The 26,877-nt window shown below is 63.1% G+C and carries 22 protein-coding genes; 12 read left to right on the plus strand and 10 right to left on the minus strand.

The features are described 5' to 3' along the window. Nucleotide 1: 1 nt before the first annotated feature. The gene (locus ACIPIJ_RS23565; RefSeq protein ID WP_401081173.1) at nucleotides 2-1,177 is read right to left on the minus strand and encodes an efflux RND transporter periplasmic adaptor subunit; all 1,176 of its coding nucleotides are present in this window, start codon (nucleotides 1,175-1,177) and stop codon (nucleotides 2-4) included. 157 nt (nucleotides 1,178-1,334) lie between these two features. Between ACIPIJ_RS23565 and ACIPIJ_RS23570 the strand changes: the two genes are divergently transcribed. Together ACIPIJ_RS23570 and ACIPIJ_RS23575 are read left to right on the plus strand one after the other, a co-directional pair. Then, complete coding sequence (locus ACIPIJ_RS23570; protein ID WP_401081176.1) at nucleotides 1,335-2,036, plus strand: response regulator; 702 nt, start codon at nucleotides 1,335-1,337, stop codon at nucleotides 2,034-2,036. 6 nt (nucleotides 2,037-2,042) lie between these two features. Next, the gene (locus tag ACIPIJ_RS23575) at nucleotides 2,043-3,341 is read left to right on the plus strand and encodes an ATP-binding protein (protein WP_401081179.1); all 1,299 of its coding nucleotides are present in this window, start codon (nucleotides 2,043-2,045) and stop codon (nucleotides 3,339-3,341) included. Here ACIPIJ_RS23575 and ACIPIJ_RS23580 read toward each other — a convergent pair. From ACIPIJ_RS23580 to wecB, 5 genes are all read right to left on the minus strand, one after another. Further along, the gene (locus ACIPIJ_RS23580; protein WP_401081182.1) at nucleotides 3,316-4,407 is read right to left on the minus strand and encodes a GGDEF domain-containing protein; all 1,092 of its coding nucleotides are present in this window, start codon (nucleotides 4,405-4,407) and stop codon (nucleotides 3,316-3,318) included. The two genes, ACIPIJ_RS23575 and ACIPIJ_RS23580, sit on opposite strands and share 26 nt — an antisense overlap. A gap of 80 nt (nucleotides 4,408-4,487) precedes the next feature. Beyond that, nucleotides 4,488-5,327: a DUF4434 family protein gene (locus tag ACIPIJ_RS23585; RefSeq protein WP_401081185.1), complete on the minus strand. Its 840-nt coding sequence runs from the start codon at nucleotides 5,325-5,327 to the stop codon at nucleotides 4,488-4,490. After that, complete coding sequence (locus ACIPIJ_RS23590) at nucleotides 5,327-8,329, minus strand: phage receptor (RefSeq protein WP_401081187.1); 3,003 nt, start codon at nucleotides 8,327-8,329, stop codon at nucleotides 5,327-5,329. The genes ACIPIJ_RS23585 and ACIPIJ_RS23590 overlap by 1 nt, the downstream gene beginning before the upstream one ends. Continuing rightward, nucleotides 8,326-10,500 (minus strand): cyclic di-3',5'-guanylate-activated glycosyltransferase NrfB, encoded by a 2,175-nt coding sequence (gene nrfB / locus ACIPIJ_RS23595; RefSeq protein WP_401081190.1) that lies wholly within the window; start codon nucleotides 10,498-10,500, stop codon nucleotides 8,326-8,328. The genes ACIPIJ_RS23590 and nrfB overlap by 4 nt, the downstream gene beginning before the upstream one ends. After that, nucleotides 10,497-11,651, minus strand: a complete 1,155-nt coding sequence (wecB, locus tag ACIPIJ_RS23600) for a non-hydrolyzing UDP-N-acetylglucosamine 2-epimerase (RefSeq protein WP_401081193.1) — start codon at nucleotides 11,649-11,651, stop codon at nucleotides 10,497-10,499. The genes nrfB and wecB overlap by 4 nt, the downstream gene beginning before the upstream one ends. A gap of 222 nt (nucleotides 11,652-11,873) precedes the next feature. On the opposite strand from wecB, the gene ACIPIJ_RS23605 reads away from it, so the two are divergent. Continuing rightward, complete coding sequence (locus ACIPIJ_RS23605) at nucleotides 11,874-12,305, plus strand: PACE efflux transporter (protein ID WP_401081196.1); 432 nt, start codon at nucleotides 11,874-11,876, stop codon at nucleotides 12,303-12,305. Nucleotides 12,306-12,489: 184 nt separating this feature from the next. After that, entirely contained in the window at nucleotides 12,490-14,052 is a 1,563-nt protein-coding gene (gene ilvA / locus ACIPIJ_RS23610) for a threonine ammonia-lyase, biosynthetic (protein WP_401081199.1), read from the plus strand. Nucleotides 14,053-14,112: 60 nt separating this feature from the next. Here the strand turns inward: ilvA and ACIPIJ_RS23615 are convergent, their stop codons facing one another. The 3 genes from ACIPIJ_RS23615 to ACIPIJ_RS23625 form a co-directional block, all read right to left on the minus strand. Next, nucleotides 14,113-15,300, minus strand: coding sequence for a hypothetical protein (locus tag ACIPIJ_RS23615; protein ID WP_401081202.1), 1,188 nt, complete (start codon nucleotides 15,298-15,300; stop codon nucleotides 14,113-14,115). Between the two features lie 63 nt (nucleotides 15,301-15,363). Beyond that, complete coding sequence (locus ACIPIJ_RS23620) at nucleotides 15,364-15,831, minus strand: VOC family protein (protein WP_401081205.1); 468 nt, start codon at nucleotides 15,829-15,831, stop codon at nucleotides 15,364-15,366. 121 nt (nucleotides 15,832-15,952) lie between these two features. Continuing rightward, nucleotides 15,953-17,572 (minus strand): NADP-dependent glyceraldehyde-3-phosphate dehydrogenase, encoded by a 1,620-nt coding sequence (locus tag ACIPIJ_RS23625; RefSeq protein ID WP_401081208.1) that lies wholly within the window; start codon nucleotides 17,570-17,572, stop codon nucleotides 15,953-15,955. Between the two features lie 138 nt (nucleotides 17,573-17,710). On the opposite strand from ACIPIJ_RS23625, the gene ACIPIJ_RS23630 reads away from it, so the two are divergent. The 4 genes from ACIPIJ_RS23630 to eppA all read left to right on the plus strand — a co-directional run bounded on the left by ACIPIJ_RS23630 (nucleotide 17,711) and on the right by eppA (nucleotide 22,438). Next, nucleotides 17,711-19,324: a putative bifunctional diguanylate cyclase/phosphodiesterase gene (locus tag ACIPIJ_RS23630; RefSeq protein ID WP_401081211.1), complete on the plus strand. Its 1,614-nt coding sequence runs from the start codon at nucleotides 17,711-17,713 to the stop codon at nucleotides 19,322-19,324. Nucleotides 19,325-19,578: 254 nt separating this feature from the next. Continuing rightward, on the plus strand, nucleotides 19,579-20,730 hold the full coding sequence (locus ACIPIJ_RS23635; protein WP_401081214.1) for a hypothetical protein: 1,152 nt from the start codon (nucleotides 19,579-19,581) through the stop codon (nucleotides 20,728-20,730). 74 nt (nucleotides 20,731-20,804) lie between these two features. Continuing rightward, a complete protein-coding gene (locus ACIPIJ_RS23640; protein WP_401081217.1) occupies nucleotides 20,805-21,923 on the plus strand; it encodes a glycosyltransferase family 61 protein in 1,119 nt (372 codons plus the stop codon). A 338-nt stretch (nucleotides 21,924-22,261) separates the two neighbouring features. Continuing rightward, a complete protein-coding gene (gene eppA / locus ACIPIJ_RS23645; protein ID WP_167060926.1) occupies nucleotides 22,262-22,438 on the plus strand; it encodes an EPS-associated small membrane protein EppA in 177 nt (58 codons plus the stop codon). Nucleotides 22,439-22,471: 33 nt separating this feature from the next. Here eppA and ACIPIJ_RS23650 read toward each other — a convergent pair whose 3' ends face one another. After that, nucleotides 22,472-22,702: a hypothetical protein gene (locus ACIPIJ_RS23650; protein WP_401081221.1), complete on the minus strand. Its 231-nt coding sequence runs from the start codon at nucleotides 22,700-22,702 to the stop codon at nucleotides 22,472-22,474. 43 nt (nucleotides 22,703-22,745) lie between these two features. Between ACIPIJ_RS23650 and ACIPIJ_RS23655 the strand changes: the two genes are divergently transcribed. Genes ACIPIJ_RS23655 through ACIPIJ_RS23670 form a run of 4 tightly spaced genes read left to right on the plus strand, consistent with a single transcriptional unit; the run spans nucleotide 22,746 to nucleotide 26,852 of the window. After that, on the plus strand, nucleotides 22,746-23,303 hold the full coding sequence (locus ACIPIJ_RS23655; protein ID WP_401081224.1) for a polysaccharide biosynthesis/export family protein: 558 nt from the start codon (nucleotides 22,746-22,748) through the stop codon (nucleotides 23,301-23,303). 25 nt (nucleotides 23,304-23,328) lie between these two features. Further along, nucleotides 23,329-24,444, plus strand: a complete 1,116-nt coding sequence (locus tag ACIPIJ_RS23660) for a hypothetical protein (protein ID WP_401081226.1) — start codon at nucleotides 23,329-23,331, stop codon at nucleotides 24,442-24,444. 20 nt (nucleotides 24,445-24,464) lie between these two features. Then, the gene (locus tag ACIPIJ_RS23665; RefSeq protein WP_401081229.1) at nucleotides 24,465-26,033 is read left to right on the plus strand and encodes a GumC family protein; all 1,569 of its coding nucleotides are present in this window, start codon (nucleotides 24,465-24,467) and stop codon (nucleotides 26,031-26,033) included. A gap of 12 nt (nucleotides 26,034-26,045) precedes the next feature. Further along, complete coding sequence (locus ACIPIJ_RS23670) at nucleotides 26,046-26,852, plus strand: CpsD/CapB family tyrosine-protein kinase (RefSeq protein ID WP_401081232.1); 807 nt, start codon at nucleotides 26,046-26,048, stop codon at nucleotides 26,850-26,852. Nucleotides 26,853-26,877: the final 25 nt, after the last annotated feature.

Raw genomic sequence — 26,877 nt, forward strand, 5'->3', positions numbered from 1 at the left:
CTCATTGGCCGTTGTGCTGGGCGATGGGCTGAGTGTTCGGGCTGGCGTCGACCTGCACCGGGTCACCGGCCTTGACGTGCTGCAGGCCCTCCACCACCACTCGGTCACCGGCGGCCAGGCCCTCGCTGACGATCCAACGGTCGCCCTGGGCATTGCCAAGGACTACCTGGCGCTCGCTGATGCGCGCCTGGGCGTCGACCACCAGCACTTTCGGCACCCCGGCACTGTCGCGCAGGATGGCGCGCTGCGGCACGCTGATGCCTTTGGGCTGCACGGCCTGTTCCAGGCGCACGCGCACGTAGCTGCCGGGCAGCAGGTCGAGGTCCGGGTTGGGGAACTCGCTGCGCAGGGTGATCTGGTTGGTGCTCGGGTCGACGCTGATGTCGGAGAACAGCAGCTTGCCGGGCAGCGGGTAGGCGCTGCCGTCGTCCTGAATCAACGTGGCACGGGCTTCGCCGTTGCCGGCCTGCTGCAGTTCGCCGGCGCGCAAGGCGCGGCGCAGGGCGTTGAGTTCGCGGGTCGACTGGGTGACGTCGGCGTGGATCGGGTCCAGCTGCTGGATGGTGGCCAGCGGCGTGGTTTCGTTCTGCCCCACCAGGGCGCCTTCGGTGACCAGCGCACGGCCTATGCGCCCGGAAATCGGCGCGGTGACGGTGGCGTAGCCCAGGTTCAGGCGTGCCCGTTCCAGTGCAGCCTTGGCCTCGCCAACTTCGGCGTCGGCCTGGAGGAAGGCGGCGCGGGCGTTGTCGTACTCCTGGCGGCTGACTGCCTTGTCGTCGACCAGCTCGCGGTAACGTTGCTCCTGCAGGCGCGCCTGGTACAGGTTGGCCTGGGCTTTTGCCAGGGTGGCGCGTGCGCTGTCGTGGTCGGCCTTGAACGGCGCCGGATCGATCAGGAACAGCACGTCGCCTTGCTGGACGTCGCTGCCCTCGCGGTAAACACGCTTGAGCACCACGCCGGCGACCCGGGCGCGTACCTCGGCAGTACGCGGGGCAAGAATGCGCCCGCTGAGCTCGGTGCTGATGGCCAGCGGCTGCAGTTGCAGGGTTTCCACCCGAACATGGGGCGTGGGTGCCTGCTCGTCGTGCTCGGCGTTTTCGCCACAACCGGCCAGGGACAGGGTCAGCAGTGCCAGAAGCGCCAAAGGGCGCAGGCGATGGGTAAACAGGATAGGCATACGGATCTTCCGATGATGACCGTGCGTATGCTAAGGCAGTGGTTGCCTGAGCGCCTGTTAAGCTGTGTAGGGTGTGTGTGAAAAAGTGTGAAGAACGATCCTGCCTGCCCGCGGGATTCTATATCCTGCCGCTCTTTCCCCTTGTGTCCAAGCGCTTATGCCAAACCTTCTGCTGGTCGAAGACGACAGTGCCCTGTCCGAGCTGATTGCCAGCTACCTGCAACGCAACGACTTCCATGTGCGGGTGATCGCCCGGGGCGACCATGTGCTGGAGGCGTTTCGCCAGGACAAACCGGACCTGGTGATCCTCGACCTGATGCTGCCGGGCATCGATGGCCTGCAAGTGTGCCGCCTGCTGCGCCAGGAATCGCAGAGCCTGCCGATCCTGATGCTGACGGCCCGCGACGACAGCCACGACCAAGTACTGGGCCTGGAAATGGGCGCTGACGACTACGTGACCAAACCCTGCGAACCGCGGGTCTTGCTGGCACGCGTACGCACCTTGCTGCGCCGCAGTAGCGTGCACGAGCCGCGCCTGGACAGTGAGCAGATCCTGGTTGGCGGTTTGCGCATCGACCTGGCCGAGCGCTTGGTCAGCTGGCGCGGTGAAGAGGTCGAGTTGTCCAGTGGCGAGTACAACCTGCTGGTGGTGCTGGCGCGCAATGCCGGTGAAGTGCTCAGCCGCGACCGCATCCTGCAGCAATTGCGCGGCATCGAGTTCAATGGCACCGACCGTTCGGTGGACGTGGCCATTTCCAAGCTGCGCCGCAAATTCGACGACAGCGCCGGCGAGGCGCGCAAGATCAAGACCGTGTGGGGCAAGGGCTACTTGTTCAGCCGCGTCGAGTGGGAGTGCTGATACCGCATGCTGAAGATTCTGGTGCGCCTGTACCTGGTGATCATCGTCGCCTACGCCGGTGCGCTGCTGCTGATCCCGGACGCCATCGTCGGCCTGTTCCACGACCGCTTCATGGCCTACAACCTGGACCAGGCCAAGGGCGTGCAGTCGTTGATCGTCCGCCAGTTCCGCCAGGCCCCGCGCGAGCAATGGCCTGCGGTGGAGCAGGACCTGGCCAAGCTATTCGCGCCGCTGGAGGTGACCCTGCTGCGCAGCGACCAGGCCGGGTTGAGCGCGCAAGAGCAGGCCCGCCTGGAGCATGGCCTGTACGCCGTACGCATCGGCGACTGGGGCTATTACGAAACGGTACTCGCACCACTGGAGGAAGGCTGGCTGGTCAGCCTGCATGCGCCACCAGACCCGCTGGACATCAACGTACTGTCCTGGGGCGTGACCGTGCTGATCGGCGCCGCCATGCTGGGTTGCCTGCTGCTGTGGGTGTGGCCGCACTGGCGTGACCTGGAGCGCCTGAAGGAGACCGCCAGGCGCCTGGGGCAGGGGCAGATGGCCGAGCGTACGCACATTTCGCCGCACTCCAACATTGGTGAATTGGCCGGGGTGTTCGACACCATGGCCAGTGACCTGGAGCGCCACGTTAACCAGCAGCGCGAGCTGCTCAATGCGGTGTCCCATGAATTGCGCACGCCGCTCACGCGGCTGGATTTCGGCCTGGTGCTGTTGTTCGACGAAGTGCCGCCCTCCAGCCGCAAGCGCCTGTTGGAGCTGGTCGGGCATGTGCGTGAGCTGGATGAGCTGGTGCTCGAATTGTTGTCTTACAGCCGCCTTTACAACGCCGACCAGGCCCGTGAGCGGGTTGAAGTGTCATTGCTGGAGCTGGTCGACAGTGTGCTCGGCGGCTTTGCCGAAGAACTCGACAGCCGGAGCATCCAGTGGGAAGTGCGCGCCGAGGGCGATCTGCCGCGCTTCGTGCTCGACCCGCGGCTGACCGCGCGGGCAGTGCAGAACCTGGTGCGCAATGGCATGCGCTACTGCGATGAGAGTCTGCTGTTGCGCTTGCGGCTGGAAGAGGACGGCGCGTGCCTGCTGACGGTCGAGGATGACGGCATCGGCATCCCGGTCGAGGAGCGTGAGCGGATCTTCCAGCCGTTCTACCGCCTGGACCGCAGCCGCGACCGCAATACCGGCGGGTTCGGGCTGGGGTTGGCGATCAGCAGAAGGGCCATCGAAGGGCAGGGCGGGACACTCACCGTGGCGCAGTCGGCATTGGGTGGGGCGCAGTTCAGGATTCGCCTGCCAGCCGGCTAGTCCAAAGCACGAAACGGTCCTTGCCGCTGTGCTTGGCCTCATACAGTGCCTGGTCAGCCTTGACCAACGCCATGGTCAGGGTGTCGGCGCTGTCCACCTGGGCCAGGCCGATGCTGATGGTGACCGGGTGCTCGCCTACGTCATCGCGCACCCGCTTGCACAAGGCCTCCACCTGCTGCTCGACAGCCTGTTGGTCCAGGCCCTGGAAGAAAACTGCAAACTCCTCGCCGCCCAGCCTGGCGAATTCGTGCGTACCCATCGATGCCTTGATGTGCATCGCCACGCGCTTGAGCACTTCATCGCCAATGTCATGCCCGAAGCGGTCGTTGACCTTCTTGAAGTTGTCGATGTCGATCATCGCCAGGTATTGCCCGGGCGGCCCATGCTGCAGCTGGCGCTCGGCCTTGGCCATGAACGAGCGGCGGTTGGGGATTTCGGTCAGTACGTCGACATAGGCCTGCTCGAGCAGCAACTTGGACATGTAGAAGTTGTGCAGCTTGGCCTGGCGGATGCGCAGATAACTGTAGATTACCAGGCCGCTGAGGAACACCGCATAGCTCAGCAGCATGGCCGCTTCGAGGTCATCGAGGTCGATGTTGGTGTCATAGAATGGATTGAGCACGGCCCAGGTGATGGCCATGGCACAGAAGAACGACCAGCGCCGCACGGGCAGCACCGAGACGCTGTACAGCACGGTGGAGGTGCCCAGCACCAGCCAGACCGGGCGCAGGGCGATCGGGATGCCGTCGATGACCAGGCGCATGCCCAGGGTGATGACGGCGATGAACAGCAGGTTGAGCACGTCGAAGTGGTGAGACCTGCGGGTGAACCCGAGGGCCACGGTGAGGCTGCACAGCAGCCCCATGAACAGGCCTGAAAGCCAGGTGAAGTCTTGGTTGCCCAGGTAGCTGACGATGAGGTCGAAAATCAGCCAGACCGTGATGCTGAGGCAGAAGATGAGTTGGCAGAAGCGTCGAGACGTGTCGAATTCATGCTGGCGGAACTCGGCGCGCAGGGCCGCGGGGGCCACCTGTTTGCGCACGTGTTCCTCGATGGTCTTGAACATTCAGGTGTTCCTGTTGAGGAATACGTTGTCTGTGCCGGCCTCTTCGCGAAACAAGCCCGCGAAAGGGCCGGCCATGACACTCAATCATTCGATAGGGTGCCCCGAGCCCAAGGCCGATAGCGCAGGGCAAACACGGCTTCTGCATGGCACCCGCCAGCTAGCGCCGGCTCTGCTGGCTCAGCCCTGAATCCCTGCCCCGGCGCACTCACCTGGCGAAATGCTTCACGTACGACGCCGACCCGGCATGGCAAGGCCTGCTCATAGCGCTGGCGGACCAACGCCGGCAAGCGCCCGGTCCCCGCGCCGTCCTGCCACCACACAGTCAAACCCAACCCCGCCAGTTGGTCCAGCCACGTGGCATTGACCCGTGGCGCCAGCTTGCCCGCGCTGAAGGCGCTGATGTGCAGGGGTTTATCCAGCTGCCGGTTGAATGCCTGCAATTGGCTGTACAGTGCCTCACGGCGGGCCGCGTCACGAAAGTGCAGGTCGTCCAGCTCCATGGGCAGGTACCAGCCGGCCACGTTCAGCTGCCAGTCCTTGCGCAGCTGCCGGTACTGGCCGAGCGAACGACCCAGCTGGGCTTTCCAGTAGCTGCTCAGGCCATCGCCATCGAGCGGCTCGATGCGCCGGTAGTAGGCGGGGTCCATGTACAACCCGAGTACCAGCTCAAGCCCCTGGGCGCGGGCCTCGCGCAGGCTGTTGGCCAACCAGCCGTGGGGGCCGCCGAAGTCGCTGTCGCCATAGGCGCTCCACTGCACGATCACGGTTTTGCCGCCCTGGGCAGCCGTGGCGCGCCACAGCTGCTGCCACTGGGCAGGGCTGATATCAGCGTCGCGGTTCAGCGGTTGATAGAACAGGCGCTGGTCGGCCATGGCCGGCCAGCACAGGGCAAGCATGCAGATTGCCAACAATGTACGCATCAGAAGGTCATCTCCGCGCCAACCAGCACCCCGTTGGCGCGCTCGTAGAGGTTGCCCCCGAGCGACTGCTGGTACTCGGCGCGCACTTTCAGCGAGCCGCGGTAGGCGTTGTAGCGGTCGTCATCGAACCACCATTGCCAGCGCACGCCAACGCCTGCGCGGGCATCCTGGCGCCAGTCGTTGCTCGGGTCCTGGCTGGCGAATTCGATAAAGCCGTAAGGCATGAGGGTTTGCGGTGACGTGCCGGGCAGCTTCCAGGCATGGCCCTGCTGGTAGCGCGAGAGCCAGGCGTGATCGCCGGCGCGGGTCCACCAGGCGGCATCGAGGTAAAGGAAACGCTCGTTCCAGTCATCTTGGTCGACCCGCCAGTCGTTGCGCCAGTCGCCCTGGTCGAGGAACGAGGCGGTGGCCCGCAGCAGCAGGTCGTTGCTCGACTCGGCATTGTGGCGTAAATCGCCCCAGTTGCCACCGACCTTGGCCGGGCTCAGCAGCTCGCCCAGGCTCAGGCCGCTGTAGTGCTCGGCATCGATCTGGCGCTGGTGGTACAGCTCGGCATACAGGTTGAGGTTGGCCTGGCCCAGCGGCTTGTAGCGCAGGCCGACGCCGGTGCCCATGCTTTGCGCGTAATCGGTGCGGCTCTGGCCACCGAACAGCACCCGGCCGTACACCGACAGCGTGCTGCCGTTGCGGCTGGGCTCCTCGCCCAGGGCGTGGTCCCACATGGCCAGCTGCACGTTCTGCGACTGTGCCCGGCGTGCACTGCCACTGCGCTGGCCGTTGTCGAGGAATTTGTCGTTGGTCGAGGTGCCGGCGGGTGACCAGGTGCTGGCCAGGGTGACGCTGTCGCGGCGTGACAGGGTTTCGTGGGCGCGGCGCTGCCGGTACTTGCGTGCTTCGAGGCTGCCATATTCGTCGTCGCCATCCACCAGGTTCTGTTCCACATCGAGGATCCGGCGCAGCTCACGGCGGGCCGCGGCGCTGTCCTGGGCTTCGACGTAACGCAGGGCGAGGGTCTCACCGAGGCGGTAGTCCTCCGGGAAGTCCTGGGTGGCGCCCTCCAGGTAGGGTATCGACTGGCGGCGCTGGGCCTTGTCAGGCGAGCCCGCCAGGCGCATGCCGTAGTCGGCGCGGTAGCGTGGCTGGTCTGGAGCCAGGCGTACTGCTTCGGCCAGCCAGGCCGTGCTCTGGGCGCTGTCGCCCGCCAGTTGCGCGCTGCTGGCGGCTGCGTAGTAGTGGTCGGCACGCGGGTTGTGCGCCAGGGCCTGGCGCTGAAAGCCCAACGCCGCCTGCAGGTCGCCCTGGCGTTGGGCAATGGCGGCGCCCAGGGCCCAGTCGTCGGCGTTGTTGTGCGCGGCGGCGTCCCAGTAACGGCGTGCGGCCAGCGGGTCGCCGGCATTCAACGCGCCAGCGGCGGCGGTCAGGCGGGCATTGTCGGTCCAGGCACTGGCCGGCAGGCTGCGCCAAATTGCCAGGGCCGCCTGGGAGTCACCGGCAGCTTCCAGGGCATAGGCCAGTGGCAGGCGGTTACCGCTGTCGCCCAGGCGTTCGGCAGCCTGGTAGTAGACCACGGCTTCACCGGGCTGGTCGGGCAGGGCGCAACGGCCCAGGGCGCGATACTGCCCAGCCTCGGCAGGGGTTGCGGGAACGGCCTGGCGCACGGCGTCGCACTGGCCGGCCTCGGCCAGGCGGCCGAGCAACTGGGCGCGGGTGTTGGCATCGACCCGGGGGATCAGGCTGAGCATGCGCCGCTTGTCCAGCGGCCCGTCGTTGCGCGCATAGAGGTTGCCCAGGCGTTGTAGCAGCGAGGGCGTCAGGCGCCCCTGACGGCGGTCGTAGGCTTGCTCCAGCAACGCTCGCGTGCGCAGGCTGTGACCTTGTTGCAGCAGCAGGAAGGTGGCGTGTTCGAGGGCCGCCAGATCACCGCTTTGACGGTAGCGCTGCGCCCATTGAGCGGCCGTGCGCGGTTGCGGCGCTGGGGCAGGGTCGCCATAGAGCCGCTGCTTGAGTACCGCGTAGGCGCGGGCGTCCGTGCTGGCCTGGCAGTCCTTGAACTGCTCGCGGGCGACGTCCGGGTCGTGGCGTGACAGCCAGTCGACCGTCTCCAGGCACGGGCGCTGCAGCTCATTGCTCAGGCGCCGCACCAAGGGCGCATCGTTGCCTTCACGGGCCAGTTCCCAAAGTTGCTGGCGTAGCGCGGGGTGTTGCAGTTGCTCGGCGGGCAGTGCCTGCAGCCAGCGCTGTGCCTGCTGGTTATGGCCTACAGCGATGGCCCGGTTGGCCATGGCCAGGCGGGTCTGGTTGGCCACTTCGGGGGAGGGAGCGCTTTGCAGCAGTTGGGTCAGGCCCTTTTCATCGACCTGTTGCACGTAGGCATTGGCCAGGCGCTGCCAGTCTGCTGTCGGTAACTGGCCTTTGTCGGCTAAGGGTTGCAGCTGCTCGATGGTTGCTTTCCAGTTGCGCAGTTGCTCGGCAAAGTTGGCCCGGGCCAGGCGCAGCACCTGGCCATCGTCACGCGGCGGCAACTGGTTGAGCCAGTCCAGGGCCTTGCCGGCACCGCCAAACTTGGCCAGGCTCAGGCTGTAGGCTTGCCACAGGCGTACCCGGTGCATGCCGTCGGCCTTGGCCAGCCAACCTTCCACCTGGCTGGGAGGCGGAGGGTCCTGTTCGATCCAGGTCAGGCGCAGTTCAAGCAAGGCATCGGCGTACTCAGGGCCGTCGCCGAGCGCCTCGGCCATCGCTTCGGCGTCTTTGTAGCGGCGCTGGTGGGCCAGCGCTTCGATTAGCAGTGCGCGGGCCTCGTCATTGTTCGGTACGCGGCCCAGCACATGCCGGGTCAGGCGTTCGACTTCGGTCCAGTTGTCCTTTTTCGCTTCGCGGTAGCTGCGTTCCAGGAACGGGTAGCTGGTAAAGCGTTGAAAGTCGGTCATCGGCGCGGCCAGGGCGGGCAGGGCGGTGGAGCACAGCAACAAGCCGGCGAACGTGAGGGTAAAGCGCGGCTTCATGCCACCTCCCTGGTCAGGTCAAAGGCGGCCTGCTGCTCGCTGGCCTGTTCGCAGAGTGCCTGCTGCAGCACGTGCTCGGTGATGATGCCGCGTGCGATCAGGTGCTCGCCGAGGCTCTGCTGCTCGGGTTCGAAGTCGATCAGGGCCTGGTTGAACAAGGTGGCCGGGACCATGCCGCGCACCTGCAGCAAGGCACCGAGCATGACCTGGTGGGTGCTGACCTGCTCGATCAGCTCGGCGTTGTCCTGATGCTTTTCGAGCACCGCGAGCATCTGCCGGGTCTCCTCGTGCTGCCAGGGGCTTGGGTAGTGGTAGCGCAGGCCCAACGTGACTCGGCCCTGGGGCGCCAGGCGGCAGGTGACGGGGCGCTTGAGCTGGCGGCTGATCACACCCAGCGAGACCTGGCTGACCGGGCTCTCGCTGGCCAGCACCAGGGTGTCGCCGTCTTCGGCCACCGGCAGTACGCCGTAGTGTGTGGCCAGCCGACGCGGCAGCTTGGCGATCAATTGCGCATCGAGCTTGAACGGGTTGAGCGGCGCCCACGGCAGGTCGAGCTGTTCGGAGAGCGCCTGAACAAGCTGTTCACTGGTCAACCAGCCGCGCAGCAGCAGCTCGCGGCCCAGGCGTCGGCGCACCGGGCTGGTGATGGCCTGCTCCAGCTGTTCTTCGCTGATGTAGCCTTTCTCCACCAGGCGGTGGCCCAGCGGTGTGCGGGCTGGCGAAGCCAGCGCTGGGAACTCGTGGGTGGTCTTGTCCCAAGCCACCCGGCGCGAATCGCCCATCTCCATCACCTGGCGCAGGGCGCGCAGGTTGGCGAAGAAGTTGACGAAGTTGCTCCACATCATCCGCGGGGCCGACAGCAGCCCTTCGCCTATGCCGTAATAGCGGGTCACGAACCAGCCGCGCTGGAACAGGCGGTTGATCAGCATCAGGCCGTTGAGCCAGAGCAGGGTGGTGAGCAGCCAGCTGTCGCTGAGGATCGACATGAAGCGCCACGACTCCGGCGCCACCACCGTCACCAGCCACATGGCCAGCAGCACCAGCAGCAACAGGTTGACCAGAAAGCTCAACAGGTAGGCGAACAGGCCGCGACGGTCACGCCAGAGGAAGTAGTTGAGCGCGCCCTTGCGGCTCCAGCCGAGGTTGCTGGTGCCCTGGAACACGATGCCGACGATCCACCGCGACTTCTGCCGAATGGCATGCTGCCAGTCGCGCGGAAAGTGCTCGCGCACGCAGATCACCTGGGCGAATTCGCGGCTCATGCCGGGGCGCCATTCGTGCTTGAGGGCCAGGGCCGGGTCGCTGACCGAGTAGCGGGCGAAGATGCACTTCATACCCTTCTGCTTCAGGCGAAAGCCGATGTCGTAGTCTTCGGTCAGGCTCTGCACGTCGAAGGCGATGCCGTCGCCGTCTTCGAGCAGGGCGCTGATGGCGTGACGGCTGAAGCAGGTGCCTACGCCGGCGCTGGGCACCTGACCGGTGAGTGCCTCGCGCACGATCACATCCTTGCCGTGGTTTTCGGCGAACTCGTCCACGTAGTGCCCGGCGGTGAAGCCCTTCCATTCCGGCGCGTAGGGGTACACCGGGATCTGGATCATGTCCTTGGCCGGCAACAGGTAGTTGAACAGGCGCAGCTCCATGGGCGAGATGACGTCCTCGGCATCATGCAGGATGAAGCCGGCGAACTCGATGCGCGCGTCGTCCTGAAAGCGCAGGATGGCGTCGATGATGTTGTTCAGGCAGTCAGCCTTGCTGGTCGGGCCGGGGCGGGCGCAGACCACTTTGTGCACGTTGGGGTAATGCAGGCACACGGCATCGACGTCGGCCTGGGTCTGCGGGTCGTTGGGGTAGGTGCCGACGAAGATCTGGTAGTTCTCGTAGTCGATGGTCGACGCCGCCAGGCGCGCCATTTCGCCCACTACGCCGACTTCGTTCCAGGCCGGGACCATGATCGCAAGGGGTTTCTCCGGCACGTCGAACAGGCGCTTCTCGTCGGCCCTTTCGTGCTTGTCGTAGATGCGGAAATGGCGGACCAGCTTGCGGCACCAGTAGCAGAGGTCGATGAACAGGTCGTCGAGGCCCAGCAGGAACATCAAGGTGGCAAGGACGATGGCCAGGATTTTCAGGCCGAACAGCACATAGGTGAGGAAGTCGATGAAAGCCAGGCTCATGCGTCGTCCCGTTGGCTGGCGGCTTCCTCGAACCAGCGGCTCAGGCGTTCGGCGATGATCTCGCTGGCGTGGCCATCACCGAATGGCGTAAACACCCGGGCCATGCGCGTGTAGGCTGCCTCGTCGTCCAGCAGTTGGCTGGTTTCCTTGACGATGCGCTCGGCGTGGGTGCCGACCAGCTTGACGGTGCCGCCCTCCAGCACTGATGGGCGCTCGGTGACCTTGCGCAGTACCAGTACCGGTTTGCCCAACGCCGGGGCTTCTTCCTGCACGCCACCGGAATCGGTGAGAATGATGTGGGCGCGGTTCATCAGCCAGACGAAATGCTGGTAGTCCTGCGGTGCCACCAGGTGGATGTTGTCGCGCCCGGACAGCAGGCCGTACACCGCTTTTTGCACATGCGGGTTGAGGTGCACGGGGTAGACGAACTGCACATCGGGGTAGCGCAGGGCCAGCTCGGCCAGGGCCAGGCAAATGCGTTCGAAACCGGCGCCGAAGTTTTCCCGACGATGGCTGGTGATCAGCACCATGCGTTGGTCATCGCGCAGCGTGTGCAATGGGGATTCGGCGACGGGGTGCCAGGCGGTATCGGCCAGGTATTCACGCATCCACAGCAGGGCGTCGATAACGGTATTGCCAGTCACCTCGATGTGTTCCAGCGGCACGCCTTCGCGCAGCAGGTTGTCACGGGCCTTGGTGGTGGGGGCAAAGTGCAGGTCGGCGATCACCCCGGTCAGGCGCCGGTTGGCTTCCTCGGGCCAGGGTTGCTGCAGGTTGCCGGTGCGCAGCCCGGCTTCGACGTGGCCGATGGGGATACGCCGGTGGAACGCGGCCAGGCCGGCGATGAAGCTGGTGGTGGTGTCGCCGTGCACCAGCACGATGTCCGGTTTGACCTGCTCATACGCCTTGTCGATCTTGTCCAGCAGGTCTCGGGCCAGCCCGTTGAGGGTCTGGTTCTGGGTCATCACCCTCAGGTCTTGGTCGACACTCAGGCCGAAGGCCGTCAGCACCTGTTCGAGCATTTCGCGGTGCTGGCCGGTGGAGCAGATATGCAGGTCGATGTCGGGCCACTCGCGCAGGACCCTGGCCAGAGGGGCCATCTTGATTGCTTCTGGGCGGGTACCGAATACCATCATGACGGTGTTAGCCATCGTCTTGTTCCCCGTACGATTCCCTGGACAGAGGTGTACGACTTCGCAACGGTTGCAATGGATAGATACAAGCAGTCAGCTGCGGGGTTGTCCAATGCGCAGTCGTACGCTAGCCGCCAGGGTTGGGTTAGCATGCGTTGCGCAAATCGAGCGCCGCGCGGGCAGCGCTCGATCTCAAGAACGATGAAATGCCTAAGGCAAGCACACAAAGGGGAACCAAACATGCAAGGCAAGGCACGCAAGATCGTCCAGGCCATTCTCTACGAGGCCATTGCCGTGGCCTGCGTGGCGCCGGCGCTGGAGCTGGCGTTCGGTGCCGGCATGGCCCAGTCGACGGTGCTGTCGATCCTGATGTCGGGCATCGCGATGAGCTGGAACATGGGCTTCAATTGGGCCTTCGAGCGCTGGGAAGCGCGCCAGCCCCAACGTGAGCGCACCTTCATGCGCCGGCTGCTGCACGCCCTGGGCTTCGAAGGCGGGCTGGTGGTGATCTTGCTGCCGCTGGTAGCGTACTGGCTGGATGTCAGCGTGTGGGCCGCGTTCCTCACCAACCTGGCGCTCTTTGTGTTCTTCTTCGTGTATGCCTTTGTGTTCCAGTGGGGCTTCGACAAAGTGTTCGATGTACCGCTCTCGGCGCAGCAGGCCAAGTGTTGACACGCCCACGCACGGCGGGATAAGTTCCTACCCCATGAACACTTTCCCGCACGTGAACGCCATTATTATTACCGCCATTATCAGTTTGGCGGGCTAGCGCTTACGTGCACCGAACCCGCCCTGGAGGCGGGTTTCTACTCTCTGACTCCTGGGCAACGTGAAAACAGCCAAGGAGTTGCAATCGATGACCAGCCTCAACGTCAGCCCACGTACCCCGCTTAGCCCGCAGCAGTTGCTGTCGGAGCAGGTGCGGCGCATTTTGTCCGCACCGGTGTACGACCTGGCCATCGAGACGCCCCTGCAACCCGCCCCGGCGCTTTCGGCCAGCCTTGGTAACCGGGTGCTGCTCAAGCGCGAAGACCTGCAGCCCACATTCTCGTTCAAGATCCGCGGTGCCTACACCCGCCTGACGCGTTTGACCGCAGCCCAACGCGAGCGCGGGGTGATCACCGCGTCAGCAGGCAACCACGCCCAGGGTGTTGCCCTGGCGGCTTCGCACCTGGGCCTGAAGGCCACCATCGTCATGCCAACCACCACGCCCTCGCTAAAGGTTGAGGGAGTACGCTCGCGGGGCGGGCATGTGGTGCTGCACGGCGAGAGCTTCCCGCATGCCCTGGCCCATGCGCTGAAGCTTGCCGACAGCGAGGGCGCAACCTTCGTGCCGCCGTACGACGACCCGGACGTGATCGCCGGCCAAGGCACCGTGGGCATGGAGATCCTTCGCCAGCAACCCGGTGCGCTGGACGCGATCTTCGTGCCGGTGGGCGGCGGCGGGCTGGTGGCGGGGATCGCCGCGTATGTGAAATACCTGCGCCCAGAGGTGAAGGTGATCGGTGTCGAACCGGAGGACTCCAATTGCCTGCAGGCCGCCATGGCCGCCGGTGAGCGGGTGATCCTGCCGCAGGTGGGGACGTTCGCCGACGGCGTCGCGGTGGCCCAGGTTGGTGCCCATTGTTTCGAGCTGTGCCGACACTTCGTGGATGAAGTGGTGACCGTCAGCAGCGACGAGTTGTGCGCGGCGATCAAGGACATCTACGACGATACCCGTTCCATCACCGAGCCTTCCGGTGCCCTGGCTGTGGCCGGGATCAAGAAGTACGTGGCCCGCGAGGGTATACAGGGCCAGACCCTGGTAGCCATCGATTCCGGTGCCAACGTCAATTTCGACCGCTTGCGCCATGTGGCCGAGCGCGCCGAACTGGGTGAGCAGCGCGAGGCGATCATCGCCGTCACCATCCCCGAGCAGCCTGGCAGCTTCCGGGCCTTTTGCCAGGCGCTGGGCAAGCGCCAGATCACCGAGTTCAACTACCGCTATTACCCGGGCAAGGAGGCGCGGTTGTTTGTCGGTGTGCAGACGCACCCGCTGCACGACCCCCGCGAGCAACTGTTGGCCAGCCTTGCCAGTCAGGGTTACAGCGTGCTCGACCTGACCGACAACGAATTGGCCAAGCTGCACGTGCGCCATACCGTGGGCGGGCATGCGGCGCCTGGGGCGGATGAGCGCGTGCTGCGCTTTGAGTTCCCCGAGCGGCCGGGGGCGCTGCTGGGCTTCCTGGAGCGGTTGGGCAAGCGTTGGAACATCAGCCTGTTCCATTACCGCAACCATGGCGCGGCGGAGGCGCGGGTATTTGCCGCGCTGGAGGTGCCAGGTGAAGAACAGGCAGGGTTGCCGCTGGCGCTGGAGGAGATGGGCTATCGGTACTGGGATGAGACCGAGAACCCGGCGTACACGCTTTTCCTTGGGTGAGGAGCGTCAATGAGAAGCCCCTGCAGGAGACGGTTTACTGGCGCCTACAGGGTTCGGTGCTCAGCGCTCGCGAATGAAGAACCCGGCCACAAACTTGCGGAACGTCTCCAGGCTCTTGAAATCGGCATAGCGCTTGAAGTTTTCGGCATCCGGTTCGGGACCCTGCGGCTGCTCAAGCAATGACACCGACAGCACTCGGTCCTGGTCCGACGTCAGCACCAGTTCATCCATCACCTGGCCCCCGATCACCGGCCGGCGCATCTGCACCTTGACGCCCTTGCTCGCCATCCAGTCGATCAACGATACCAGTGCCTTGAGCGGTTCACGCTCTTCATCGCGGTACACCGGGAACAGGTGTGAACGTGACAGCACCGGTACGCTGGCCACGTGGATCAGTTCATAGAAGTGACTGCCTGCCGTGGTGGGGGAATACAGGGTCAGGGCCAGCAGTGGCCCGGACGCCCGACTGCCACCCCAGTACAGATGGTGCCCCTGGAAGTCGAATCCATCCTCGCTGCGGTTGTTGAACAGCTTGCGCCCCTTGATCTGGTCGACGCAGTCCAGCAAAAGGCCATGGCGGCGGTGGTTGCCGAACACCGTGGCCTCGCGCAGGCGGGCCTTGAGCATCATCATGTGCTTCATGTCCAGCCGGGTTTCGAGGTAATTGCTGGCAGGCACGCGCTCCAGCAGCGGGTAACGGCTGGCGACGCTGCGCAGTTCGGTGAACTGGCGGGTGAGGTCTTTTTTCAGGTGCGTGGCATACAGGTTCAAACCACTGGTTTCGATCCAGGTCAGCAGCAGCGACAGCAGGCGTTGCTGTTCACGGCGTTCGCTGCCGTCACTGGCGCCGCCGGTGCTTTCGCTGGCCTTGCGAAAGTCGCCGAGCAGGCGCAGTGCGGTATCGGGCGCCAGCCAGGCGGCGGGTGGGGCTGGGTCGTCCTCGCGCTCGGCGGCCTCGCGTTCGTCCTTGGTGAAGGGGCAACCAGGCGCATGCTCGGCGGTGCCGGGGTTGTTCTTGAGAAACAGCGTGCCGGTGCTGCCATTGAGGGTGACATTGAGTACCGGCAGGGCATCCTTGCGGCAGTCGCAGGCCAGCCACTGGTTGGCGCTGCGCACCTTCATCAGCAGCTGGTTGGCCTGCAGCAGGCGGGGGCCGACGAGGGTGCCGGTGGCAAAGGCCTGCAGCAGTTCCTCTTCGGCCGGGATCAGGCTACGCACCTGCGCGGCGGTTTTGTCGATGATTCGCATGAAGCAGCTCCCAGCTACGAGCCACAAGCTTCAAGCAAAGTCGCGCCGCTTTCAACGTGCAACTCAACTACCGCCAAACATCTTGGCGGCACGAGCGCGGATTTCGTCGGGGCTGAGGTCCTCTTTATGGGTGGAGACGAACCACATGTTGCCGAACGGGTCTTTCAGCGTGCCACTGCGGTCGCCGTAGAACTGGTCCTGCACGTCATGCAATGGGGTAGCGCCGGCGGCCAGGGCCTGGGCGTAGACCTTGTCGCAGTCTTCGACATACAGGTGCAGGCCGACGGCGACGCCGTTGAGCGACTGGCTGGACGTCAGGCCGCCTTCCATGTCGCAGGGGTCGGCGAGCATCAGTGACGAGTCGCCGATCCTCAGTTCGGCGTGGCCGACACGGCCGTCCGGGCCTTCGAGGCGGAACATCTCGACTGCGCCAAAGGCGTTCTTGTAGAACTCGATGGCCTTGGCGGCATCCTTTATGCCCAGGTAGGGGGTGATGCTGTGCTGGCCTTCGGGGATGGGTTTGGCTGCCATGTTCGAATCTCCCGTGACGTGGTTGCAAAGGAGCCCGGTCGGGCCCCTGTTGCATAGAGTCGTTTAGCAAAGAGGAAGATCGACACACCTGCTAGAACGATTGTCTATAACCGCGGCGCGGTCAGAAGATGTAATCGGTGGTCAGGAAGCTCGACTGCCGATTGCGAATGATCTCGCTGATCAGTGCTTTGTTGGCTTCCTGGAATCGCGTCGCGACCAAGGTGCGGATCGAGAACACCCGCAGGGCGTCATGCACCGACAGCGTACCCTCGGCGCTGTTCTTGCGGCCGTTGAACGGGTAGGTGTCCGGGCCGCGTTGGCACTGGGCGTTGAGGTTGATGCGGCCGACCTGATTGGCGAAGATGTCGACCAGGCTGCCGATGGTCTGCGGGTCGTTGCCGAACAGGCTCAGCTGCTGGCCGTAGTCGGACTCGAGTACGTAGTCGATCACATCCTGCAGGTCGCGGTAAGGCACCACCGGCACCACAGGGCCGAACTGTTCCTCGTCGTACACGCGCATGTCGCTGCTGACCGGGTAGAGCAGGGCAGGGTAAAAGAACGAACCACGGCTTTGCCCGCCGCCTTCGTTGAGTACCCGCGCGCCCTTGGCCGTGGCGTCGGCCACCAGGCCGTCGAGGTAATCGACCTTGCCCTGTTCCGGCAGCGGCGTCAGGGCCACGCCGGGCTCCCAGGGCATGCCCGGTTTCAGCGCGGCGAGCTTGCGCTGGAACTTGTCGAGGAACGAATCGACCACGTCTTCATGAACGAAGAGAATCTTCAGAGCGGTGCAGCGCTGGCCGTTGAACGACAGCGCACCGGTGACGGCTTCTTCGACTGCGTTATCCAGGTCTACCTGAGGCAGCACGATGCCGGGGTTCTTGGCATCCAGCCCCAGCGCAGCGCGCAGGCGGTGCGGGCGAGGGTGCAGTTTTTTCAGGTCGCTGGCGGCCTTGTGCGTGCCGATGAAGGCGAACACATCGACCTTGCCGCTCGCCATCAGGGCGCTGACCGTTTCGCGGCCACGGCCATAAATGACGTTGATCACCCCTGGCGGGAAACTGTCGCGGAAGGCTTCGAGCAGCGGGCGGATCAGCAGCACACCGAACTTGGCCGGCTTGAACACCACGGTGTTGCCCATGATCAAGGCCGGGATCAGCGTGGTGAAGGTCTCGTTGAGCGGGTAGTTGTACGGCCCCATGCACAGTGCCACGCCTAACGGCGCGCGGCGGATCTGACCAAGGGTGCCTTGTTCCAGTTCGAAGCGGCTGGAGCGGCGGTCGAGGTCCTTGAGCGCGTTGATGGTATCGACGATGTAATCGCAGGTGCGGTCGAACTCCTTCTCGGAATCCTTGAGGTTCTTGCCGATCTCCCACATCAGCAGTTTGACCACCGCCTGGCGCTGCTCGCGCATGCGCGCCAGGAAGGTTTCGACATGCGCGATGCGTTCGGCAACGCGCATGTTAGGCCACGCGCCGCGGCCCTTGTCATAGGCTTCTACGGCGGCATCGAGTGCGGTCAGCGCGGTGTCGGCATCGAGCAGCGGGGCGCTGCCGAGAATGACCTGGCGCTCGCTGTCGCCTTCCTTGAGCCACACCGGGCTGCGCACCGTGGCCAGCGGGCCATCCCAGCGCCGCAGTTCACCGTTCACCAGGTAGTCGCGTTGCTCGAGGGGCTCACCCAGGCGCCACGCCTCGGGGATGTTCTCGGCGGCAGGAAACAACGAATCGAGCAAACGGTCCATGGGTACTGCACCTCACATAATGGTCTAGGTGAAACGCTTCAGCTTGGAGCATGCACCGCCCTGAAGAAAAACACCAGTCTGGCTCAACATTGCTGGGGCTGCGCCGATACAGAAGCAATCGAGTGCGTCCGCAGGCTTATGATCCCGTCCAATTCCCCGTATTCCGATGAGCAGAAGCCGGCTGCCGGCACCCTGCGCCAGACCTTCCAGCGCTTGCTGCCGGTGGCCTTTGCCCTGGGTGGTATCGGCTTGTCGGTGGCGCTTGGGCACCTGGACGCGCAACGTCAGCAGGCGCACCAGGCGGTGGCGCTGTTCGCCTCGCCCTTGTTCTGGTTCGCGCTGATCAGCACGGGGCTGATCAGCCTGTTCGTCGCCCAGATCAACCGCAAGCAGCGCCAACTGGTGCAGCGCAACCGCGAGCTGCAGCGTTCGCAGGCGCAGCTGCAGCGGCTGGCGCATTACGACACCATCACCGGCCTGCCCAACCGGGTACTGTTCCAGCAGCAGTTGGCCGAGGCCACCTGCAAAGGCCATGGCTTGGCGGTGCTGATGCTGGATATCGACGGCTTCAAGCAGGTCAATGACAGCCTGGGGCATGCGATGGGTGACCTGCTGTTGCAGCAGGCCACCGCGCGTTTTCTGCAGGAGCTGGACGCCGCAGACCGCCTGTGCCGCCTGGGCGGCGATGAGTTCGTGTTCATGCTGCAGGGCACCCAGGGCCAGATCAATCATCAGGTCCGTCACCTGCTGCGCTGCCTGCAGCGGCCGTTCGATCTCAACGGCAACGCCGCGTTGGTCACCGGTAGCATAGGCCTGGCCTGGTGCCCGCAACACGGGGAAGACGTCGACAGCCTGCTGCGTCACGCTGACACGGCGATGTACGTGGCCAAGGAGGGCGGGCGCAATACCTGGAGGCCTTATCACCCCGACATGACGGCGCGGCTGCAGCAGCGCCTGGACCTTGAGCGCAACCTGCGCCGGGCGTTGCAGAACAACGAGTTCGAGCTGTGGTACCAACCCAAGGTCGATCTGTTCAGTGGCCATCTGGAAGGGGTCGAAGCCTTGCTGCGCTGGCGCGACCCCCAGCATGGCCTGGTTTCGCCAGGCGAGTTCATCCCGCTGGCGGAGCGTACCGGCCTGATCATTCCGCTGGGTGAGCGCGTGCTGGAGCTGGCCTGCGCGCAGTTGGCCGCCTGGCGTAGCGATAACTGCCTGCCTGGCCCGCTGGCCATCAACGTGGCCGCGTTGCAGATCGAACGCAGCGATTACGTATCGAGCCTGGCGGTGGCGCTGGAACGCCACGACCTGTCGCCGAACCTGCTGGAAGTGGAAATCACCGAGAGCCTGCTGATGGAAAGCCAGCAACAGGCCTGCGCCGCCCTGGCTCAGTTGCAGGCCATGGGCGTCGCCACGGCAGTGGACGACTTCGGCACGGGATACTCGTCGCTGGCTTACCTGCGCGCCTTGCCGATCGATCACCTGAAAATCGACCGGGCCTTCATCAAGGACCTGCCGGGTGACGATGACGCAGTGGCCATCGCCCGCGCGATCATCGACCTGGGCCACGCCCTGGGGTATCGCATCACGGCAGAAGGCATCGAAACCCAGGAGCAGTACGACTTCCTGCGCAATGCAGGCTGCGATCAGGGGCAGGGTTACCTGATGGGGCGGCCGATGCCGGCGCCTGACCTCGCGCGTTGGTTGGCCAGCCAGCCTGCCCGGGTGAAGGGTGGCGGGAGCCTCGAGAGATAGTCACTTGTCGATAGATGCCAGCAGCGGCCCCGTGTGTTAATTACACGTTATTTGACGCCATTAAATAGAGGGGCGTGATATCAATTGGCCGCTTGCCAAGTTGCGCCCTTGCATCTTAAATTGTTACTGAATGTTAGGGGTGGTGTTAGGCAAAGTTATTATATATATCAGTGTGTTGAGTGGGTTATCTGCGCTTTACCGTTACTCTTTTCCGATCAAGCCCATGGGCAACCTCTAAGGACGTCGAAGAAGACATGAAACAGCACCTGGCAGCGATAGCCCGAAAATTCATCTCCCCGTCCATGCGCTACGAGCTCAGAAACGTCTCAAATGTGTTACGCGACGTGTTAGGGCGCGCCTGCTTTTGGCGCTGGGAGGTCGCCAGGTTCAGGGTACAACAGGAAAGCCCGTACGAGATTTTGTACATTGGCAGAAAGCAGCAACGAGAAATGGCCAAGTTGCTGATTGGCGGCAAGGGGCAGCAGACAGCCCAAGCGCCCGAGAGCAGTGCGGCGACCGGTACTGCGAACCGGGTGGTGGTCAGTGAACTGCCCACCCTGGGGGCCTTGTCTGTCCCGCATTACCTGAGCGCCGTTGTCCCGCTGGGACGCTCGCTGGACGATATCACTGCTCGCTACGACAGCGAACTGCGCCGCAGCATCCGCAAGAACCGTCCACTGTACGAAATGCGGCAGACCATGTCGGATGAAGAAATCGCCATGGCCGACCGTGACCTGCTGCGCCCCTATGCCACTGCCAGGCAGGGTATTCATGCGGCGCAATTTCCCACGGAAGACGTGTTCCGCCTGGCCAAGGGCGTGGGCCGGCTGGACTTGATCACGCTCAATGGCGAAGTGGTTGCTTGCCACCTGGGCTGCGAGATAACCCGCGCGGGCAAGCGCTACTGGAGCACCCTGCGTTTCGGGTACTGCGAAGCGGTGTTTTCCGACGCCAAGAGGCTGCGCGAAGTCAACTCGATTACCACGTTCATGGCGCTTGAGTGGGCCTTGGCCAATGGCTATGACTATTATGATATTGGCCTGTGCCTGGCGCGGCCCGACGACGGGCTGCTGAAATGGAAGCGCCGGCGCGGCGGTGACGTCGATTCGCTGGGCAACCATGCCTACCTGTTCATCCGCTTGCCTAAGACCGGGGTAGCGCAGTTTCTTTGGGACACACCGCTATTTGCGGTGGAAGGCAACAAGTTGACGCTGCACCTCGGCTTGCCCGAGGGCTCCAGTGATGAAGAACTGGCCAGCCGTTATCACGAAATGGTGTTCGGCGGCCTGCACAAGATCTACCTGTATGGCGCGAAAAGTTCCGGCGAATTGTTTCTCGAGAACTTGCGCGAGCGTTATGCCAGCGTAAAAACCCCGCCGACGATGGAAAGGGTGTTGTCCAGTTAAGTTGCACGTCAGGCAGGCATTTCAACACACGTCTTTGGCGGGTTATTGACAGTGTCATCTATAGGGGGCGTGTGATGGGTAGCGATATCTCAATGTTCAGTGCATCACGGATGGCCAGCGAACATACCTGGACACTGGCGGCCTACCGAAACATGCTCAGAAAGCGGCTCATGCGCAGAGCCGATATCGATATAAAAAACCTGGCTGTTAAAACTTGGGATATCGCACCCGGCGAGCAGACCCTGTCGCCCCCGGCTTACTATTTACCCAATCAACTGGACCGGGTCACTGGCTGGGAAGCCAAGCGCTTCTACCCCTACGTGCACCCGGCACGCACCATGGAGGGTGGCATCAGTGCACAACAGGGGCCGACCCGCGGCTACCTGATCAAGGATGTATGGATGATCGACGGGGCGCTCTACAAGGCCAATGCCAGCCACTGGCTGTCGTTGAAGCCCGGTCGTTTTCCGCGGGTGAAAGTGGAGTACGAGATCGAGCGGGGGGCTGCCTACTGCACGCAGAATGGCAACACCTGGTTTGGCACCTGGCTGATGGAAGATTGCCCGACTTATGCATTGGCCTGCGACGAAGGCGTGCCGGTAACCACCGCGCCATCGGCCCGGTATCCGCTGTTCACCCAAGGGCCGGCTTATGAAGATTGGTTAGGGATGCAGCCGTTGCGAATTCGCAGCGCTTATTTCAAGGAACTGGTGTTGTTCGACGATGTAAGCAATAACCGCAGCCGGCACCAGCGCTACCGTGCCATGGGTGACAAGTTGCTGTCGCATGTAGACCCCAGCGCACACCCAGGGGTATTCATCCTGCGCGGCAGTGAAGGCGACTTGCGTTTGATGCGCAACGAACTGGAAGTGGCCGAACACTTGCGCAAGCACCGCGGCTTTCGCGTCATCAACCCGCTCAAGTGTGATGTGCCGACCATTGTTGCGGCCTGCGCGGGGGCCAGGACGGTGATCGGCGTCGAGGGCAGCCAGCTGGTGCACGGCGTCAATGTCCTGCGCACAGGGGGCGCGGTGCTGGCCCTGCAGCCGCCGAACCGCTTCGTCAGCTATTACAAATACCTGACGGATCGCGATCATCAGCATTTCGGCTTTGTCGTGGGCATGCCCGAGGGTGATGGCTTTACCGTCGATATCGAGGAAGTGGAGCGCACCCTAGACCTGTTCCCGTCATAAGCGTGACGCGAAGCGCAATGATTCTCACCTGTTCTCGCTGATGAAACACATCCACGCTGTTGAACTGCCGCATCGTCCACATAGCCGGGCGGTTCAGCAGCGAAAGGTGATATTTCAAATCACAGCCATATCAAGCGCTTGCAATAGAGTCTTCAGGGTTAAGCTACCTTGCATCTTTTGCATGTCGAGATATTGACGAGAGCGACAGTGGTCGATTGATATTTATTATGGTGTCGGATCGTTGACGTAATGGCACCGTGCCCATAAGCTCCAATCACCAGCGTTACATTCTTCCGCACAACACCAATGACACACTTTCCTCTTCGTAGGAGGGGACCATGCGCTCGACACTGTTCATCAAATCCATTTTTCTGTTGGTGTTATTGAGTGGTGCAGCTCGGGCGGCTGACTCTTATATGAGCCAGACCAACATTGTTCCCTTGGCGACAGCCGGTTGGCTGTTTGCATTTGCGGTTATCGGGTTTGTTGCCGTGGCCAACAGAAAGAAAATCTAGTTCAGTACAACACGATTAAAAAGTTGAATACCTTTACGCGACTGCCAGTGATTTGACGCTTAATAACGGAGCGTGGCGTCGAGGGGGGATCCGCCGCTTGTCAATTTTCCAGCTGTTGCTATATTCCAGTAGCTGGCGCCCCAGGCGCAGGTTGGCAATGGCAGGCGAAGCGGCATCGCGGTAGAAGGCCTCCAGGACGCTCGAGGCCAGCGCAGCAGGTTTACCGGCTGCGAAGCGGAGCGAGAGGTTTAGTGTTGTTCTCATTCAGTGCTCTTGAACCTGGGCCGCAAGGCCGGAGGGATCCCTCATGGCGCGTTTGCTGATTTCCATCTTCTGCGTACTCGTAGCGTGGTCCGGCGCCAGTGTCGCCGACCCTGGCAACCCGGCGTACCTGCTCAGCCCCGGCGACAGGGTGTTGATCTCGGTATGGCAGGAAGACACACTTCGCCAGGAAACCGTTGTCCTTCCCGACGGCAGCATCACATTCCCTCTGGCTGGCCGAATCGATGTGGCCGGCCTTGATGTCACGGCGGTAGCCAGTAAGGTAACGGCCGGGCTCAAACCCTTTCTCGCCGACCCCAACGTCAGCGTCGTCGTCACCGGCACCGCGGGTAATCTCGTGTATGTGCAAGGCAAGGTGATCAAGCCAGGCCCGGTGCCCATGGCGGGCCCTACGGCGGTGCTTCAGGCACTTAGCATGTCGGGCGGAATGGACAAATTCGCCGACGAAAGTGCCATCAAGGTGATCCGCGGCAGCGGTCCGTCGCAAAAGGTCTTGCCGGTGCGCTACAAGGATCTGGTTTCCGGGCGCGACATGTCCACCAACTTCCAACTTCAGGCTGGCGATACGCTGGTCGTACCTTGACCCTTCATATAAATAAGAATCTCCAGTGCCTATTTTTCGACCAACACGTGTTGCGACGGCGATCATGATGATGCCGTTCGTGGGGGTGGCTCACGCCGCCATCTGGCAGTCTTCAGTCGTGGTACCCACGTCTGTCGAGTACGACAGCAACCCATTGCTCCTGACGTCCGAGGAGAAAGGTGTGACGCGTACCATCATTGCACCCGACTACACCCTCACGGGCCAGTTCGATCGTGACCAGCTGCGCTTTGGGTTGGGCGTGAACGTACTGCGCTCATCCGACCGTTCGGTCGTCGATGACCGCGAAGACCCCAAACTGAGCTTGGGCTGGCAGCGCGAAACCGAGACCGGCGGCTTTGGCCTGCTGGCCCGCTATGAAGAAAGCTCCACGCTGTCCGGGGCCGTGCAGGATACCGGTGTGGTCACCACCGACGGCACCCAGAAGATGACCACGCTGGAGGGTAACTGGACAAGTGCGGTGACCGAGCGCAGTACGCTGGCGAACGTGCTCACGTACTCACATGCACGTTACGACATCAGTACGCTGACCGGCTACGACGAGTTGTTCAACAAATCGACCTGGACCTACGCCTGGAACGAGCGCACCGACATCATCACCGGTTTCAACGCCAGGCGTTATGAACCGCAGGATGACACCACTGCAGTGTCCTCCAACAGTTACAGCCCGAACATCGGCGTGCGTCACCGGTTCTCCGAGCGCTTCGAAGGCGAGATGCATGTTGGCGTCAACAAGACTACTGGCCCGGGGGGAGGGCGCCGTGGTGAAGGCGGCATGTCGCTGTTCTATCGCGGCGTACGTGCCGATGCCAGCTTGAGCGCCGAGCGCAGCACTGTCGCCAACGCCGAGGGCGGTTTCGCCGAACTCGACATGGTTCGCGGCAGTTGGAGCTACCTGGTCACCGAGGTCGACCGCGTGGGCGTCGATGCATCCTGGCAGGACAGCAAAGGCGTATCACCGAATACCTTGCAGACCTACGGCATCTGGGCCAGCCGAGCGTTTTCGCCGGCCTGGGACTTGCGTTTCTCTTTGATGTACAAGCAGCGTAAGCAAGATGGCTTGCCCGACGCTGACGCGACCATTGCTGGATTGACGCTGACGTATAGATATCCCGACATCTGACTCTCGCACGGGTGGCCACCATGAAATCCGAGTACGAGCTTTCCCTCAAAGATTACATCGCCATCATCAAGGACCGCGCCTTGTTGCTGGGGGTGAGCATCGTGGTCGTGGTTGCCGCAACCGTGGGGGTCGCCGTCACGGTGCCGCCGCTTTATCAATCGACCGGCACCATCCTGGTGGAGTCCCAGCAGATTTCCCCGGACCTGGTTTCAGCGAACAACAACAGCTTTGCCGATGAGCGCATCGAGGTCATCCGCCAGCGCGTGATGACCCGCGAGAACTTGCTGAAGATCATCGACAAGTACAACCTGTTCGCCGACAAGGGCCGGCAGTTCAGCGAAACCGACAAGATCGACCAGATGCGCAACGCGATCGTCGTGGCCACGCTGAGTACCTATGTAAAAGGCCGAGGCGAAGCGACGGTCGCGTTCACGGTTTCGTACGAAGACAAACGCGCTGACGTCGCCAAGGAAGTGGCCGACGAACTGGTGACGCTGTTCCTCAACGAAAACATGAAACAGCGCACTGAAAGGGCTACTGAAACCACCGAGTTCCTCACCCAAGAGGCGAACAAGCTCGGCGCGGAACTTGCCGACCTCGAAAACAAGCTGGCGGACTTCAAACAGGCCCACGCCAATGCCTTGCCCGAGAACCAGCAGCTGCGCATGAGCATGCTGTCGCGCTCGGAGCTGGAGTTCCGTGAGGTTGACCGCGACTACAAGTCCGCCCAGGAAGAACTGCGTTACCTCGAACTGGAACTGTCTGCCGCCAATGCGGGCGTGCCTAGCCAGGCCGCCGGCGGGAGGCCTGCATCAGCAGACCAACCGCAAGACCTGGCCAGCCTCAAGGCCGAGTACGCCCGGCTGCTCACCAAATACACCCCGGCGCACCCCGATGTCGTGGCGGTCAAACGCAAGATCGATCTGCTGCAGGCGTCGGGCGGGAAGGGCATCGCTGCGGCTGCGGCCATGAACCTCGATGCCGCGAGGGTGCGCACCAAGATGGCTGCAGCGCAATCGCGCATCAGCTCGCTGGCCGAACAGAAACGCCAGCTCACCGCCAAGATGGAAGGCTACGAGGCCGACATCCTCGAAGCCCCGCAAGTCGAGCGTGGGCTGGTGACCTTGATGCGTGATCACGACAACGCACGCAAGAAGTACGAGGAAATCCGCAACAAGGAAATGGGTGCGAAAATCACCGAAAGCCTCGAACAGGAAAACAAGGCCGAACGTTTCGTGCTGCTGGAGCCTCCTCTGATGCCGGAAAAACCGGTCAAGCCCAACCGCAAGAAAATCGTCGCCCTGGGCCTGGTGTTGGCACCGGCCATTGGCGGTGGGTTGGTGATGTTGCTGGAAATGCTCAACCAGCGGGTACGCGGTGTGGGTGCGCTGGAAAGCGTGCTGGGCAAGCGTGTGCTGGTGGCTGTGCCGTACATTTCCACGCAGGCGGATGTGACCAGGCGCCGCAAGTGGCGGACGTGGCTGCTGATCGCCGGGTTGGTGCTAGTTGCTATGCTGATGGTGGTCGTCCACGTGTTCTACATGCCACTGGACCTCTTGCTGTTTAAAGCTATGGCTCGGTTTGAATAGGGAAGCGCAGCGATGGACAGAATTACGCCGGCTATCGGAAAGAATATTCACCAGGTTTCCCCCACCCCCGCTGAAACACCCAAGGCTCCGCTGCTGGCGGACAAACCTGAAGCGTTGGGGCAGTTCGATTATGTGCAGACCAAGGTGGTGCCGCTGAATGCGGAGCATCTGGAGCGCAACCGGATCGTCTCGTACAACAAGAACTCGAACATGAGCGGCGCCATCGACCTGCTTCGCACGCAAGTGCTGCAGGCCATGGAGGAAAACGGCTGGCGCACCCTGGCGATCACCTCGCCGACACCCGAGGCGGGCAAGACGGTGCTGGCCGTGAACCTGGCGATGAGCATCGCCCATCACACCACCAAGACCGCCTTGCTGGTGGACTTCGACCTGCGCCGGCCAAGGGTCGGCAGCAGCCTTGGCTTGCCGATGGGCAAAGCGCTCAACGAGCTGCTCAAGGGTGAGGCCTGGCTGGAAGAGGTGATGGTCAACCCGACCTTGCCGCGTTTCGTCGTGCTGCCCACGCGCGAACCCATCCCGATGTCCACCGAGATGCTGTCATCGCCCAAGGTCAGCAGCCTGATCAGCGACTTGCGCGACCGCTACGACTCGCGCATCTGCATTTTCGACTTGCCACCGCTGTTGAGCTCCGATGATGCGCTCACCGTGCTGCCGAAGTTCGATTGCGTGCTGCTGGTGGTGGCCAACGGGATGAACAGCAAGAAGGACATCGAGGATTGCCTGCACCACCTGGCGACGGCGAACCTGATCGGCGCGGTGTTGAACAAGGCGGATGAGAAGCCGCGGGCTTACTACTAGACGCAGGCTTGCTACAAACGGGAGC

Origin of the sequence: Pseudomonas sp. NPDC087185, assembly GCF_044744955.1 — a bacterium.
Taxonomy (GTDB): domain Bacteria; phylum Pseudomonadota; class Gammaproteobacteria; order Pseudomonadales; family Pseudomonadaceae; genus Aquipseudomonas.